The organism is Bradyrhizobium sp. BLXBL-01 (assembly GCF_051853025.1).
Classification (GTDB): Bacteria; Pseudomonadota; Alphaproteobacteria; order Rhizobiales; family Xanthobacteraceae; genus Bradyrhizobium.
On sequence record NZ_CP182471.1, the window covers coordinates 7,515,531 to 7,529,411 of the forward strand.

Sequence of the window (13,881 nt, forward strand, 5' to 3'; positions counted from 1 at the left end):
CTCCTTGTTACCACCTCCGTGGGAGACGCGGCGATTTGCCCCTCACGGTATTATTCATGACTGATCATACTTCCGTATCCATATCGCCGCCCGCTGACTGGCAGGCCTTTGAGCGCAACGCGCGACTGCTCTTCCAACTATCGCTGAATGATCCCGCTGCGCAGAACAACGGATCATCAGGTCAGCGCCAGCACGGCGTCGACATCTTCGGCAGGCGAGGCGGTGGGGCCGGCCCCCTCGTCGGCGTGCAATGCAAAGGCAAGAATGGCGACTACGGGAAAAAGGTCACCGAAAAAGAACTACGCGATGAGGTCGAGAAGACCGGCAAGTTTGTTCCTGCACTTGATGAATTCATTCTCATAACGACGGTCCAAACCGACGCGACTATTCAAAGGACCGCGCGACTTTTAGAAGCGGAGCTTCGAGCCAAAGGGCGGACGCTATCCATTCAGGTCTGGGGATGGGATCGCGTCCAACAAGAGATCAACCTCTTTCCGCAAGCAATCGAGATATTCCATCCCGACGCAACCCCATTTACCGGAAAGATACTGGACGCCAATCGTGAAACGCAGCGCCTTGTTCAACAGACGGGCGACGCGGCGCTTGGGAAGCTTGCTGGACTCGAAGCGCAACTTGCTAGCATCACGGCTCTGCTTCCATCGATTGCCAGCGACAAATCGAGCAGCAATGACGCACTCGATGCAGAGTTCAACAGTCAGATTGATGGGTACCGCGACGATTTGCTTCGCGCCGACAAGCCACGGACGGCGCTTGGTTTGTTGATGAGAATGAAGGAGAGAGTTTGGGCGACTGCGTCAACGCGCATTCGCTATCGCATAGTGGCCAACATCGGCGCTGCGCACTTCAACCTAGGAGAATACGAGGACGCGGCGGACTGGCTTCTTCAAGCGGCAGAAATTGATCCGTCCGATCCAGGAGGCATATCGAACAAAATTGCTGCTCTCCTCATAAAAGGGCGCAAGGCCGAAGCACACGCGGCGGCAGTTGCCGCGATTGCCGCCCATCCGGATCATGCAGAAATCGGGCAGCAGCGGTTACAAGCTCTTGCAGCAAACGAAGATGTCGAGACGGTATGGAGTACTATACCGGAAAAGGCAAAGAGTAGTCCGCAAGGTTATGCCATCCGCATAGCGCTGTTACGAGAAGCGCAAGATGACCGCTGGACTAACGCTGTCGCAGAAGCGCTTAAGGCATTCCCAGAAGACGAAGGCATCAAGATTCTACATGCTGAAGCCGTTGTTCAATCCTTTCAGAGCATCGATCCCGGTGGGGTCGGTGCGCGGTCCGCTGTTGCGCCATCACAGGCTGAACTAAAGGCCGCGGCAGAAACCCTCGAAGCGGCCTATCGTGCCTCGACGGGGAAAGAAACGCCCGCCAAGGCTGCTTGCGCGCATAATGCTGCGTTGGCATGGAGTCTCCTGGGTGACGTCCGACGCGCCGCTGAGTTGCTCGATGCTGCCATAGCAGGCGGGCTCGACGACAACGTATCGCGTCATAACCGCATAATGCTGTATCGGCGTAACGGTCAACGCGACGAAGCCCGCAAGCTTGCCGAGAAGCTCGACGATAGCCCAATGAGCAAAATCATTCGCGCGGACCTGTGCGCGGAGGTGGACCCAGAAGCCGCGCGCGCGATCCTATCGGATCGGGTGACATTCGACCGAATCAACGACATTGTGCCCGCAGCTCTGGTCGTGATCGAGACATTCGTTAAGCAGGGGCGCTATGAGGAAGCAAAAGACGAGGCGCTGCGGCTAAAAACAGCTTTGCCAGCACATCCGCAAGGCCCGCTGGCTCTGTTCCGCGTGCGCCAAGCGCAAGGTGCCGCTGATGCAGGAGCGGCCCTTGATGAGGCGCTTGCGCTTGTCGACAGCAACACGGAATTTCCAACACGTTTTCTTCTCGCAGATGCTCTAGCTTCTGCTCGCAGGTTCGACGACGTTGCAGAGTTGCTTAACGGGGCGACCTCACGGCAGATTGACTCTCCTGCGCTTCGTGCTCTTTTGGGTGCTGCGATCAATTCCGATCGACGCGTCTTGGCACGCGAAATTCTCGACCAAGTTCCTGCGGCGGTCGGGCAACAGGCGTTCTACCGGAAATCGCGCATCGCCTTGGAAAGCCGAGCAGGCAACATTCCGGCTGCCGAGAAACTCATCCGCGCATTCCTTGCCTCTGATCCTGCCAATCTCGAATTGCATTTGCTTTTGCTTGCGGCACTGTTCAGGCAGAACAATCTCAAAGAGCTTCGGATCGAAACAGCGAAGCCGTGGTCCGCCTTCAAGGGGGAACCAGAGGACTTCATGAAGCTCGCGCAATTCATGGATGATTTTGCGGATTGGCGCGAGGCGCACAAGCTCGGTTACAAAACTCTTCTCGACAACCCCAACAGCCAGACGGTCGCGATGGGCTACGTCGGCCTGTTCCTGCGGCCTGGTCATTCACGCGGAATGGAAATAGTTCCAGAAAAAATCGGCCCTGGCATGGCGGTGGGAATAGAATTGGATGACGGCACGAGGCCCGTCTTTATCATCGAACCGGATTCCGGGCTTCGTTCGACGCCCCAACACATCGCGCCAGACCATCGGGTTGCCGGTCTCCTTATCGGAAAAAGCAAGGGTGACGAAATCATTATGCCGGACACGTCACCGGGTAAGATTTCGTGGATCAAGCCCAAGCAGCTCCATGCTTTGCACGATCTCCTTGAAAATTTCGGTAACCGCTTCCCCGAAATGCGCGGACTTCAACGAGTGAGGGTCGATTTTGGGAAAGACGACGGCCTGGAGCCGATGCTATCCAAGGTGCGCGACCGGCACGATGCGATTGAGGAGGTAAACAAGCTTTACGAAGCCGGGACGCTCCCGCTTGCCCTCGCCGGAAAGGCGCTTGGCTGCGATCCGATTGAGGCTTTGGTCGGCATCGCGGGCTTCGGGATACGCATTCGCTCCTGCGACGGCACCCATCTGGAACGGGCCACGGCTTTTGCGGCGATCAATAACAATGCCGCACAGGGTTGCGTTGTCGATTTGACGACCCTTCATATCGTAAGGCGCCTCGGCCTCGAAAAGACCGTTACCGCAGTGTGCGGGCCAATCGGCATTGTCGCTCGGACCGCGCTTCACTATCAGCGTCGTACGCAAGAACTTCGCGAGCGCCTTGACGAGCCGGATATGTCGATCTCATACCGCGATGGTCAGTACTATCGAACCGAGATAACGCCAGAGGAAAAGAGACAAGCGCTAGAACTCGCAGAGGCGGACCGCGGCTGGATTGAGCAAAACGCCACCATACTGCCCGCCGAGGGTAAGATGGACTTGTCCCCAAACTGGCGACCAGTCATAGCTCAATTCGGCGCCGGATTCTTGGACGACCTTCGTGCCGCGCAGGGCAGCGGTAGGCTGCTTGTCTGCGAAGATCAGTTATTACGCCAATCCGCACAACTCGATTTTCAGGTTCCGGGAACATGGTTACAGCCCGTGTTGATGCGAGCCTTGAGCCTCAAAATTATTACCCAAGACGAATACCTCGCCTTCATCGCCCAACTCATCGATTCAGGGCTCGAATTTATTTCAATTAGCCAAGACTTGTTGGTTTCTTCCCTGAAAGGCGTGAATGATCTCACCCTTCCAGCCGCATTCAAAAAATTGGCGTCGCGTCTTGGTGGAAAAAAGGCAGACTTGGCCTCGCATGCCCAAGTCGCTCTTGGAGCTAGCATCCAAATTTGGCTCGATGAAAAATTGCCTTGGGTATTAAAACAAGCTGCTCTGGGGTACCTTCTTGAGCAGCTGATTGCGGAGAGATCGTCCGACGACGTGTCAGCGATTATGTCTACATTCGTGCAGGGAGACCCTTGGCGTGGATCAAACCGGTCGATCTCAACTTACGTGATCGATTGGCTGCAAGGGCATTTCTTGTTGCTCGCTTTGGTTCCGCAAGAACGGCGAGCACGGAAGCGCTAGCAGCCTGCTGAAGAACCCGCAAAACCCCTGACGAATCGCGGTTAACCTTGGGCTTGGCCCGGGATCGAACTCAGAATTGCGCGGACAGTGCACTAAATTCCAAAGCCGAAGCATCAGTTGACATAGCTTAGTGCACTGAACTGCACCTCTGAAGTGAATACGATATTTTCGCGGACAGAGGGGTTGTCACGATGCGGTACCGCAGGGTTGCGCGAAGGCGCTTTCGAACTCAGTGGGGCTGGCGCCTCCTCTCCCTGTCATTCCGGAGCGCGCGTAGCGCGAGCCCGGAATCCATAACCACCATCGTGAGTATGGATTCCGGGCTCGCGCCAAGAGGCGCGCCCCGGAATGACGAGGGAGGCTACACCTGCTTCCCCGCAATGATCTCCTGCAGCGTCGCGACATGTCGCGCGAAGGCGCCGCGGCCGGTGGCGGTAACGGTGACGGTGGTCTGCGGCTTCTTGCCGACGAAAGCCTTGTCGACGGAGACGTAGCCGGCCTTGGCGAGGGTCTCGATATGTGCCCCGAGATTACCGTCGGTGGCGCCGGTGTGCTTCTTCAGCCGCGCGAACTCCAGGCCGGCCGTCGCGGGCAGTGCGTTCAGCGCCGCCATGATCTTCAGCCGTAGCGGCTGGTGGATGATGTCGTCGAGCTCGGCCATCCCGCTAGATCCGCCGCATCCAGAGGCCGCCGAGGATCAGGCCGCCGCCGTTGACGAACGCCATCCATAGCGGGAACGCTTCGCCGATGTAGAAGAAGCCGATCAATGTCAGCGCGGCAATGCCGAGGCCGATCGCCACGAAGGCGGAGCCGAACCACAGGCCCGCCAGCGTATAGAACAGCATGAAATAGAGCGGCCAGAACGTGCCGAGCTGGCGCGGGCCGAAATGGCCGATCACATCGGTGCAGAGATAGCCGAAGGCGAAGAACAGCACGAGCACCAGGAGCATCCTGATGCTGGCCGCGGTGCTGTTGGTGTGCTGCGGCGGATTCAGCAAGCGGAGCAAGACCAGCCCGCCGACGCCGAGGACGTCCACGGCAACCCAGGCATACACCGCATAGACCGGCCAAAGCCAGGTTACGAGATTGGCCGCGAACACCAGCACGCCCCACCACATCGCGGCGAGGCTCGCGAGCTCATAGAGCTGCGATTGCTTCACGCGCTGGACGATGTCGTCGATGTCGGCCAGCGCTGCGCTGGCCTCTCTGCTGTCGATCATGTCGTCCTCTTTATGCCCGTTATCGCAAATGACTCGCGGTGGGATCTGAGCAAGCGCCTCGTCCTTCGAGACGACCGCTTCGCGGTCTCCTCAGGATGAGGCTTTCGAGACGACCGCGGAGCCTGTCATCAGGCCGCGCTTTGCGCGGACCCGGTGGCGGTCTCCTCAGGATGAGGCTCAGTGGCAGCTTTGCCTTTGGATGAGGCTCAGTGGCACCGATGTCCGTTGAGGCGAGTGCCGCAAGCTCGGTCCTCATCCTGAGGGCCCGCCGCAGGCGGGCGTCTCGAAGGATGGCCGCGGAGACGCCGCTTCCATCTGCGATTGCTTTGCCGTCAGCGGGTCGCATCATGACTGCCCGCTCCCGCGCGTGGCGACGTCCTCGGCGATGGCGTTGACCGCCTTCGGGCTCGTCACCATGCCCATGTGGTTGACGCCGTCGATGATCCTGACGTCGACCGACGGCTTCACTGCGTGCACGGCTTCCGCGTATTTGTCCGAGATCATCATCTCGTCATCGGCGCCACTGATGATCGTGATCGGACGCGTCGTCGCCGGAAGATCGATGCGATAGCCGTGCGTGGCAAAGTTGCGCATCAGGCGGTCGGAATAGGTGGAGGTGAGATACTTCGCCGAGCTCACCGGCACCGCGAAGGCGAGCACCGGAAGCTGGGAACAGCAGTCGATCCCAAGCTTGCGCAGCGCCGCCAGGCCCATGAAACGTGGAATGTCGGCACTGACCCAGCCTCCGTTGCTCGGCCGGTTGGTCGGCGCGTCATAGCCGAGATACGGCGCGAGCAGCACGGTGCGCACGAACATGTCCTGCATGATCGGTGTCGCGGCGACGCGCAGCGAGAAACCGGCGCCGGCGGAATGGCCGATCAGGGTCAGCGGCAGGTCGGGCGCGGTCTTGCGCAGGTGGGCGACGAAATCGACGAGATCGTCCTCGAGCTGGCCGACATATCCGATGTCGCCGCGTGTGCCGGAGCCACCATGGCCGCGGATGTCGAGCGCCCAGGTCTCCACGCCGCGCGCGGCGATCGCATGCGTCAGGGCGTGGTTGACGGCGCCGCTGGAGCCGGAGGAGCCGTGGATGAAGACTGCCCCGCCGCCGGTCGCGGAGCCGCTCGGCGAATAGTGGCGATAGCCGATCCAGGTCCCGTCACGGGCCTGAAAGCGCTCGAGCGGGGGCAGCGTGGACCAGTCGATGCCCTTGGTGGAGTCGGAGACCGACCGCATCTCAGGCGGCCGCTGCAGTGGCGTTGCGATCATCGCAGCCAGGATCAGCGCCACGGCGCCGACCGCGCACAGAGCCCATTTCAGGCTGTTCAAGACGCCGCGCAGCAACCGGATCGCCATGGATCACTCCTCAAACTCATTAATCAATAGAGAACTCTATACTACAGAGTACTCTTCCGATCAACCCGGGGATTGGCGCTGGCCTGCGAAAATCCTTAACGTCGGGCCTGACCCCAAAATGCCGAATCGTTTTTGAGATGCCGCCTGCGGAACAACTGCTCAACGCGCCCGAATTCACCGTCTCCGAACTGTCGCTGTCCCTGAAGCGGACGGTCGAGGACGCCTTCGGCCATGTCCGCGTCCGCGGCGAGATCTCCGGCTTTCGCGGCGCCCATTCCTCCGGCCATTGCTATTTCGCGCTGAAGGACGAGAGCGCCAAGATCGAGGCGGTGATCTGGAAGGGCGTACATAGCCGGATGCGCTTCAAGCCCCAGGAGGGGCTCGAGGTCATCGCCACCGGCAAGCTGACGACCTATCCGGGCTCCTCGAAATATCAGATCGTGATCGAGGCGCTGGAGCCGGCCGGCATCGGCGCGCTGATGGCGCTGATGGAGGAGCGCAAGAAGAAGCTCGCCACTGAGGGCCTGTTCGACGAGGCGCGCAAGCAGCTGCTGCCGTGGTTGCCGGAGGTGATCGGCGTCGTGACCTCGCCGACCGGCGCCGTCATCCGCGACATCCTGCATCGGCTGGAGGACCGCTTCCCCCGCCGCGTGCTGGTGTGGCCGGTCAAGGTGCAGGGCGACGGCTCGGCCGAGCAGGTCGCGGCCGCGATCCGCGGCTTCAACGCGCTCCCCGAGGGCGGCAGGATTCCGCGGCCCGACGTCTTGATCGTCGCGCGCGGCGGCGGCTCGCTGGAGGATCTGTGGTCGTTCAACGAGGAGATCGTGGTTCGCGCCGCAGCCGAGAGCATGATCCCGCTGATCTCGGCGGTGGGGCACGAGACCGACATCACGCTGATCGATTTCGTCGCCGACAAGCGCGCGCCGACGCCGACGGCGGCGGCCGAGATGGCCGTTCCCGTGCGCAGCGACTTGTTCGTCGAGGTGGGCGATCTCGGGCGCCGCACCCGCGCCTATTGGCAACGCGCCCAGGAGAGCCGCCGCAGCGAGCTGCGCGCCGCCGCGCGCGCGCTGCCGGCGGCCGGCGATCTCTTGGCGATTCCGCGGCAGCGGCTGGATTCGGCGGGCAGCTCTCTGCCCCGCTGCCTCAAGGCCAATACGCATGCGCATTTCCGCAGGTTCACCGCGGCGAGCTCGAAGCTGACGCTGCGCGTGCTGCACGGCCAGATATCGCAGGCCGATCATCGCCTCACCGTTTGCGGCGAACGGCTGGGCCTGTCTGCACGCTCGCTGCTGCGGCAGCGGCGCGACCGCTTTGCCGGGCTCGAGGTGCGCCTGCGCGCCTCGAAGCTTGCGAATGCGCAGGCCCAGCGCAACGCGATTCTCCGCCAGCGCGAGCGCACGCATCGTCTGGCCGAACGGGCAGAGCGCGCGCTTGTCACGCTGATGCACCGGCTCGAGGCCCGGGTCGAGAACAGCGGCAAGCTGCTCTCCGCGCTGTCCTATCGCAGCGTTCTCGCGCGCGGCTTTGCCCTGGTGCGCGACGAGGCCGGGCATCCCCTGCATGCAGCGGATGCGATCGGCCCCGGCGCGCGCCTCGAGATCGAGTTCGCGGACGGCCGTGTCGGCGCGACGGCGGATGCGGATCGTGTGGCGCCCGCGGCCAAGCCCGCACCGGCGCAGGCGAAGCCGGCTACGGAGACGAAGCCGGCACTGAGGCGCCTGGCCAAGCCGGTGGACCAGGGCAGCTTGTTCTGAGAGGCGAGGACGGTGCTCCGCCCTCGCTGTCATTCCCCGCGAAAGCGGGGAATCCAGTACGCCGCGGCTTCTCGATGACCCACAGCCGCCCCGGCGTACTGGATCGCCCGGTCAAGCCGGGCGATAACACCGAGTGTGTGGAACGCGCCTTGCCACAAACTCGTCATTGCGAGCGCAGCGAAGCAATCCAGAGTCTTTCCGCGGAGGGATTCTGGATTGCTTCGCTGCGCTCGCAATGACGACGTGGAGGCAGCGCGTCGCCCATTCAAAATCTACTTCAGCGGCACGACAAGCCGGCGTCGATTGTGGTCCAGAAACCGCAATGGTCCGGCTGCGGGGCGCCGGCTTGGGCTTCGAACAGCAGGATCGCGACGGTGAAGACGATCAGGGCGGAGGCGAAGAGTGTGATGCGGTTGCGCATATGAGATGCGTTGAATCGACATCGTGGTCGAATGATGGCGCGGCCATGCGCGGCGGCACCACCATCACCGCGCCAGCCATTGTGCGACGTCCTTCTGCGAGGCGGCGCGGGCCTCGGCATCGGTGGAATCGGGCGCGGCGGCGGCGTGCAGCGGCGGGGTGGCGCGGTCGAAATCGTGATCGGCGCCGGGATAGACCACGATGCGCGCCAGCGCGCTGCGGCCGCGCGCACCATCCACCATCTGGCGGCAGGCCGGTGGCGACGACACCTCGTCATCGGCGCCGATCAAGACCAGCGTCGGCACCCGCGTGCTCCAGCCGAGGCCCGCCGAGATCCGGCAATCCGGATAGAACGCGATGGCAGCGCGGAAGTCCGGACCGAGATCGCGTCCCGCGCTCTGCGGACGCACGGCCCAGAGCAGCGCGCTCGCACCATTGGCCCAGCCGATCAGGCTGACACGGTCCTGCGCCACGAAAGGCTGCTGCATCAGCCAGGCGCGCGAGGCCGCGATATCGGCGACGCGTTCGCGCCGCGCCTTGACGTGCATCTCCTTGACGCGGCATTGCGGGCCGAGCTCGCGCGAGCCGTAGCTGTCGGGCAGCAGCACGGCATTGCCGGCCTTGAGCAGGCGCTCGGCCCAATCGCGATAGCGCGGCAGCACGGGATCGGAATGGCTACCGAGCCCGCCGCAGCCGTGCAGCGCGATCACGGCCGGAAACGGCCCCTTGCCCTCGGGCTTGTAGAGCTGGGCATGGAGCACCCCGGAGGCGAGCGGAATCTCGACCGGCTGCGGCGCCGGGCCGGCGTGCGGGGCCGACATCAGCAGCGTCAGGAACACAGCGGTGAGGCGCAGGCGCATCGGACTCTGCCGCAGGAGGTGCCGGAACCAGCGGTCCTTCGACTGAAGTCCTATCACGCGAAAACGGCGGCAAATCATCACGAACCGGTGGGTTTAACGGGCGGACAAGCCACCCCATCTATGCTACATCCCGTCCAACACATCGTGCCTTCCACGGGTTTCCATGGAGAGGCCTTCCGCGGAGACTTTCGACCGTGCTGAACAAGTTCGGCCCTTCGGGCCATGGCGAAGCGCAGGTGCAATATCTCGACGGCGATTTCCGCGTGATCTCGCCGGGCACCTTCGTGCGCTGCGCGATCACCGACGCCCGAATCCCGCTCGACGAGCTGAAGTACTGGAGCGTGGATCTGCAGGAAGCCTATTCCACGCCCGCCGCGGTTCTGCAGCGGCATTTTCCCGGTGCGCTGAAGCAGCCGTGATCCCTCGGCTCTCATGACTCTCGTAGGGTGGGCAAAGCGAAGCGTGCCCACCTTGGGCGTCGCGATTGCGAAGAGATGGTGGGCACGGCGCTTTGCGCCTTTGCCCACCCTACGAGACTTCGCCTTGCCCACCGCACGGCATCGCACTGTCACTGCTCCGTGGCGGGCAAAACCGGCAGGCCTATGAGGCTGGGGTTAAGAAGTGCAGACCGCAATTTCATCTGGCTCTCCTGGACGCGGCTTCATCGATAAGATTTCGGCCATGAATGCCGGCTGAATGTTCGCCGATGTTTAAAATTGTCCGGCTTCCATTGGGGCGCATTTAAGCCGCCCCGCACCACATTGCCTCGGGATAAAGTGGCAACGGGCAGGAACGCATGGACCTCCGGAGAACTTTCAGCCGTTCGTTCGGTGCACCTTCGAGCTCAAAGCATCATGTGCTCGAACGGTTCATCCGCGATGAGTCGGGCAGCTACGTGCTGATTTCCGCGGTGCTCATGCCGGTCCTGGTCGGCACCGCCGGCCTCGGAACGGAAGTGGGCTGGTGGTACTACAAGCACAAGAACATGCAGAGCGTTGCAGATTCCGGCGCGGTCAGCGCTGCGACGGCTGCCAGTGTCGGCGGCGACCCCTCGTCCGAAGCCAAGGCGGTTGCGGCAAATTATGGTTACACCGACGGGGCGAACGACGTCACGGTCACGGTGAACCAGCCGCCAAAAACAGGCAGTCAAGCGTCGAACGCGCAGGCCATCGAAGTCATCGTCAGCCAACCGCAGCGCCGGCTGCTGTCGGCCTTGTTCGGCTCGGACCGCGTGCCAATCACCGCGCGCTCGGTCGCGCTGCCCAATTCCGGGACGGGCTGCGTGCTTGCGCTGAACGCGAGCGCAAGCCCCGCCGTCAACGTCAGCGGCGGCAACCAGCTCAACCTGATCAAGTGCAATCTCTACAGCAATTCGAGCGCAAGCCCCTCGCTCAATGTCGCCGGCAGCGCCTCGGTCGCGGCAAACCAGGTCGGCGTGGTCGGCGACGTCTCCGGCGCAAGCAGCATCACGGCGACCAACGGGGTCAAGACGCACATCACGCCGGTCGCCGATCCCTACGCCGACGTCTCTCCGCCGGCGCGGCCGAGCTGCAGCAATGCCAAGATCACCGTCAACGCCAACGGAAAAACAAACTCGCTCGACCCCGGCTGCTACATGGGCAGCATCACGGTCAATGCCGGCGCAGTCCTGAACCTCAATCCGGGCATCTACTATCTGGACGGGGCCAGCCTGAGCGTCGCCGGAAATGCCACCATCACCGGCAGCGGCGTCACCCTGGTGTTCACCGGCTCCGGAAGCGACTGGGGCACCGCCTCGATCGGCAGCAACGCGACCGTCGACCTGACCGGGCCGACCAGCGGCCCCACGAAGGGCATCGTCATGTACGGCGACCGCAACATGCCGGCCGGGACCAATTTCAATCTGACGGGCGGCAGCACGCAGAATTTCGGCGGCGCCATCTACCTGCCGAAGGCCAATCTCAGCTTCAGCGGCGGCAACGGCACCAGCACATCCTGCACCAAGATCATCGCGGATACGCTGACGTTCAGCGGCACGTCGAACCTGCAGGTCAATTGCACCGCGCTCGGCACCGCGACGATCGGATCGCAAACCGCGCAGCTCGTCGAATGAGGTTTGGAGCGATGCAAATCCAGAATTTCTCATCCATGTTCGGCCGTCGATGGCTTGGTTCTCTGGCGCGGCACGTGCGCAATGCTGCCGGCGATCAACGGGGCGTCGCGGCAGCCGAATTCGCCATCCTGATTCCCCTGCTGTCTCTGATGGTCGTCTCGGTCACGGACATCGGGCTTGCCCTCTATCGCAAGATGCAGCTCGAAAATGCCGCGCAAGCGGGAGCCCAGTACGCGATCGCGCGCGGCTTCGACACGAACGGCATCGCGAACGCGGTCGCAAGCGCCACCAGCGCGACCAACATCACCGCTTCACCTCCGCCGGTCCAATTCTGCGGATGTCCAACGAGTGCGGGAGTCAGCGCCACCAGCTGCGGAACGGTCTGCACCGGCGGTGCGCCGGCCGGAACATACACGACGGTCTCGGCGCGGGCGACGTATTATACGATCATCGATTATCAGATCGTGGCGGCCACCTACACCTACACCGCGCAGTCCACCACGAGGCTGCAGTGAAGCTCACCGCACTATGGCGAGACACGTGCGGCGCCTCGGCACTGGAATTTGCGCTGACCGCTCCCGTGTTCTTCCTGTTCATATTCGGGATCGTCGAATGCGGATTGCTGTTCTGGACCCAGCTGGGAATCCAGCATGGCAGCGAAATGGCGGCGCGCTGCGCGACCGTCAACAACACGCTCTGCCCGAGCAGCAGTGCGATCACGACCTACGCTGCCCAGCAGGCCTTCGGCCTCACGCTCCCTCCGGGAACATTCACCTTTGCCACGGCCGCGTGCGGCAACCAGGTCAGCGCGACCTATTCATTCGAGTTTCCGCAGATCATCAACCTGTCCCCGGTGACGCTGACCGCGCGTGCATGTTTTCCGAGTTGAGGTTGCCGGCAGGCGGCTTTGCCGCGCGAAGGAAAAGGGCGATGTGCCCGCGCCGCATTGCCGGCAATTCGGCAAGATGGTCTCTGCCGTGCGGGTCGATTGCGTTCTACATTCGTTGCAGCCGTTGGTGAGTCGTTTCGCGTTGTGGTTGGATTTTTTGTTGCGGTTCGGCGCCTTAGAGTTGTTTGATGAAGTTCTGCTGAAACAAAGCACTGCTATAGTGCATGTTAGGTAATTGGCCCTGTTCTTTTATCGCACGGACGATCAGGTCAACCAAACAGCCATCGAGCATTGGAATTGGCGCGGTCTGTGAACGGGCTCATATCGAAGAGCCACCCGACGGGCTACCGATCACCTTGAAAATTCGCGGTGGAATATCTGTAATCCAAAGTCAGTCGATGGGGGTGATCATGCCCGCCATTTTCGAACTGCTCTATCGTGAATATTGCCGCGCCCGTCTCGCTGAAATGCGCAAACAGCTTCTGATCGCAGCTGAGCGCGCAGAAGCTATCGCAGCAGATTATCATCCTGCGACGCAAGTGGACGACGAGACGACGGACGCATACAGCAAGTCCGGTCACGGCCTGCCGAATTGAAGCGGCTGCAAGACCGGCGATCACTCCCGCGTAGCAGTGACCAAGCAATTGGCAACAGTTTGGGAGACGGCAATGAATACACCCGAATGCTACACCGTCGTCGTGGCCTGCATGTCGTGCCTGACCATCATCGGATTGATGGCCGCCGGCGCGTGGTGAGCATGCCCCTTCGGCGCGTCGCAGACATGATTTCGGCTTTAAACATGAGTACAGCCGCCGCGTCGTCCGACAACGGCGGCTGCGCCCTGGGTCCGGAGATCAGCTGCCCGGCGGCGAATACGACGGACGCAGCTTCGCCGCGTTCTGGCGGACCTGCTTGATCTCGTCCTGCGTGAACAACCGAACCAGCTTCACGTTCTGCAGCGTACCGGCCGTCACGGTCAGGCCGGAAATGGCCGGAGCCGCGCTGGGATCAGGCACATCGAAAATCACGAGCACGCCGGGGCCGTCGGCCGCGACGCTGTACATCGAGACCAATTTTCCGCCGGCCGCTTCGATGAGCTTTCGAGCTGCCTCCTGGCGATTGGTCGTGGGATTCTCCAAAATGGCATTGAGAGCGCGTGGCGTGTATTGTCCGGTGAGGCAAAAATGCATGGCAAGTTCTCCTCTGAATTGTTGGCAATAATTCTCCGTGCCGTTGCGAACTGGTCGTTACGGCCGCTGCACCTGACATGATGAAGATTCATTGCCCGCCGTGGGCATCAACGCCGTCGA

General features: G+C 62.1%; 13 protein-coding genes. 7 read left to right on the forward strand and 6 right to left on the reverse strand.

Annotation, left to right across the window (positions count from 1 at the left end; translation table 11 throughout):
• Nucleotides 1-56: 56 nt before the first annotated feature.
• Nucleotides 57-3,977 (forward strand): PIN domain-containing protein, encoded by a 3,921-nt coding sequence (locus ACNJYA_RS34785; protein WP_439401563.1) that lies wholly within the window; start codon nt 57-59, stop codon nt 3,975-3,977.
• A 361-nt stretch (nt 3,978-4,338) separates the two neighbouring features.
• Here the strand turns inward: ACNJYA_RS34785 and ACNJYA_RS34790 are convergent, their stop codons facing one another.
• The 3 genes from ACNJYA_RS34790 to ACNJYA_RS34800 all read right to left on the reverse strand — a co-directional run bounded on the left by ACNJYA_RS34790 (nt 4,339) and on the right by ACNJYA_RS34800 (nt 6,553).
• Nucleotides 4,339-4,638 (reverse strand): winged helix-turn-helix domain-containing protein, encoded by a 300-nt coding sequence (locus tag ACNJYA_RS34790; RefSeq protein WP_439401564.1) that lies wholly within the window; start codon nt 4,636-4,638, stop codon nt 4,339-4,341.
• Between the two features lie 4 nt (nt 4,639-4,642).
• Entirely contained in the window at nt 4,643-5,197 is a 555-nt protein-coding gene (locus ACNJYA_RS34795; RefSeq protein ID WP_439401565.1) for a hypothetical protein, read from the reverse strand.
• Between the two features lie 345 nt (nt 5,198-5,542).
• A complete protein-coding gene (locus tag ACNJYA_RS34800) occupies nt 5,543-6,553 on the reverse strand; it encodes an alpha/beta hydrolase (RefSeq protein WP_439401566.1) in 1,011 nt (336 codons plus the stop codon).
• 137 nt (nt 6,554-6,690) lie between these two features.
• Between ACNJYA_RS34800 and xseA the strand changes: the two genes are divergently transcribed.
• Nucleotides 6,691-8,310, forward strand: coding sequence for an exodeoxyribonuclease VII large subunit (gene xseA, locus ACNJYA_RS34805; RefSeq protein ID WP_439401567.1), 1,620 nt, complete (start codon nt 6,691-6,693; stop codon nt 8,308-8,310).
• A gap of 277 nt (nt 8,311-8,587) precedes the next feature.
• Here xseA and ACNJYA_RS34810 read toward each other — a convergent pair whose 3' ends face one another.
• Nucleotides 8,588-8,731 (reverse strand): hypothetical protein, encoded by a 144-nt coding sequence (locus ACNJYA_RS34810; RefSeq protein ID WP_212259339.1) that lies wholly within the window; start codon nt 8,729-8,731, stop codon nt 8,588-8,590.
• Nucleotides 8,732-8,795: 64 nt separating this feature from the next.
• On the reverse strand, nt 8,796-9,590 hold the full coding sequence (locus tag ACNJYA_RS34815) for a dienelactone hydrolase family protein (RefSeq protein WP_439401568.1): 795 nt from the start codon (nt 9,588-9,590) through the stop codon (nt 8,796-8,798).
• 194 nt (nt 9,591-9,784) lie between these two features.
• Between ACNJYA_RS34815 and ACNJYA_RS34820 the strand changes: the two genes are divergently transcribed.
• The 5 genes from ACNJYA_RS34820 to ACNJYA_RS34840 all read left to right on the forward strand — a co-directional run bounded on the left by ACNJYA_RS34820 (nt 9,785) and on the right by ACNJYA_RS34840 (nt 13,167).
• The gene (locus ACNJYA_RS34820) at nt 9,785-10,009 is read left to right on the forward strand and encodes a DUF2093 domain-containing protein (protein ID WP_260381011.1); all 225 of its coding nucleotides are present in this window, start codon (nt 9,785-9,787) and stop codon (nt 10,007-10,009) included.
• Nucleotides 10,010-10,386: 377 nt separating this feature from the next.
• Nucleotides 10,387-11,682 (forward strand): TadE/TadG family type IV pilus assembly protein, encoded by a 1,296-nt coding sequence (locus ACNJYA_RS34825; RefSeq protein WP_439401569.1) that lies wholly within the window; start codon nt 10,387-10,389, stop codon nt 11,680-11,682.
• Between the two features lie 74 nt (nt 11,683-11,756).
• Nucleotides 11,757-12,197, forward strand: coding sequence for a TadE/TadG family type IV pilus assembly protein (locus ACNJYA_RS34830; protein WP_257187558.1), 441 nt, complete (start codon nt 11,757-11,759; stop codon nt 12,195-12,197).
• Nucleotides 12,194-12,571: a TadE/TadG family type IV pilus assembly protein gene (locus tag ACNJYA_RS34835; protein ID WP_439401570.1), complete on the forward strand. Its 378-nt coding sequence runs from the start codon at nt 12,194-12,196 to the stop codon at nt 12,569-12,571. Before ACNJYA_RS34830 ends, ACNJYA_RS34835 begins: the two co-directional genes overlap by 4 nt.
• Before the next feature lie 410 nt (nt 12,572-12,981).
• Entirely contained in the window at nt 12,982-13,167 is a 186-nt protein-coding gene (locus ACNJYA_RS34840; RefSeq protein ID WP_246708894.1) for a hypothetical protein, read from the forward strand.
• A gap of 258 nt (nt 13,168-13,425) precedes the next feature.
• On the opposite strand, the gene ACNJYA_RS34845 is transcribed toward ACNJYA_RS34840, so the two are convergent.
• Entirely contained in the window at nt 13,426-13,761 is a 336-nt protein-coding gene (locus ACNJYA_RS34845; RefSeq protein ID WP_172787163.1) for a GYD domain-containing protein, read from the reverse strand.
• Nucleotides 13,762-13,881 lie beyond the last annotated feature (120 nt).

Coding starts and splice junctions, on each gene's coding strand:
- ACNJYA_RS34785 (WP_439401563.1), top strand. CDS start 57: ATGACTGATCATACTTCCGTATCCATATCGCCGCCCGCTGACTGGCAG.
- ACNJYA_RS34790 (WP_439401564.1), bottom strand. CDS start 4,638: ATGGCCGAGCTCGACGACATCATCCACCAGCCGCTACGGCTGAAGATC.
- ACNJYA_RS34795 (WP_439401565.1), bottom strand. CDS start 5,197: ATGATCGACAGCAGAGAGGCCAGCGCAGCGCTGGCCGACATCGACGAC.
- ACNJYA_RS34800 (WP_439401566.1), bottom strand. CDS start 6,553: ATGGCGATCCGGTTGCTGCGCGGCGTCTTGAACAGCCTGAAATGGGCT.
- xseA (WP_439401567.1), top strand. CDS start 6,691: ATGCCGCCTGCGGAACAACTGCTCAACGCGCCCGAATTCACCGTCTCC.
- ACNJYA_RS34810 (WP_212259339.1), bottom strand. CDS start 8,731: ATGCGCAACCGCATCACACTCTTCGCCTCCGCCCTGATCGTCTTCACC.
- ACNJYA_RS34815 (WP_439401568.1), bottom strand. CDS start 9,590: ATGCGCCTGCGCCTCACCGCTGTGTTCCTGACGCTGCTGATGTCGGCC.
- ACNJYA_RS34825 (WP_439401569.1), top strand. CDS start 10,387: ATGGACCTCCGGAGAACTTTCAGCCGTTCGTTCGGTGCACCTTCGAGC.
- ACNJYA_RS34840 (WP_246708894.1), top strand. CDS start 12,982: ATGCCCGCCATTTTCGAACTGCTCTATCGTGAATATTGCCGCGCCCGT.
- ACNJYA_RS34845 (WP_172787163.1), bottom strand. CDS start 13,761: ATGCATTTTTGCCTCACCGGACAATACACGCCACGCGCTCTCAATGCC.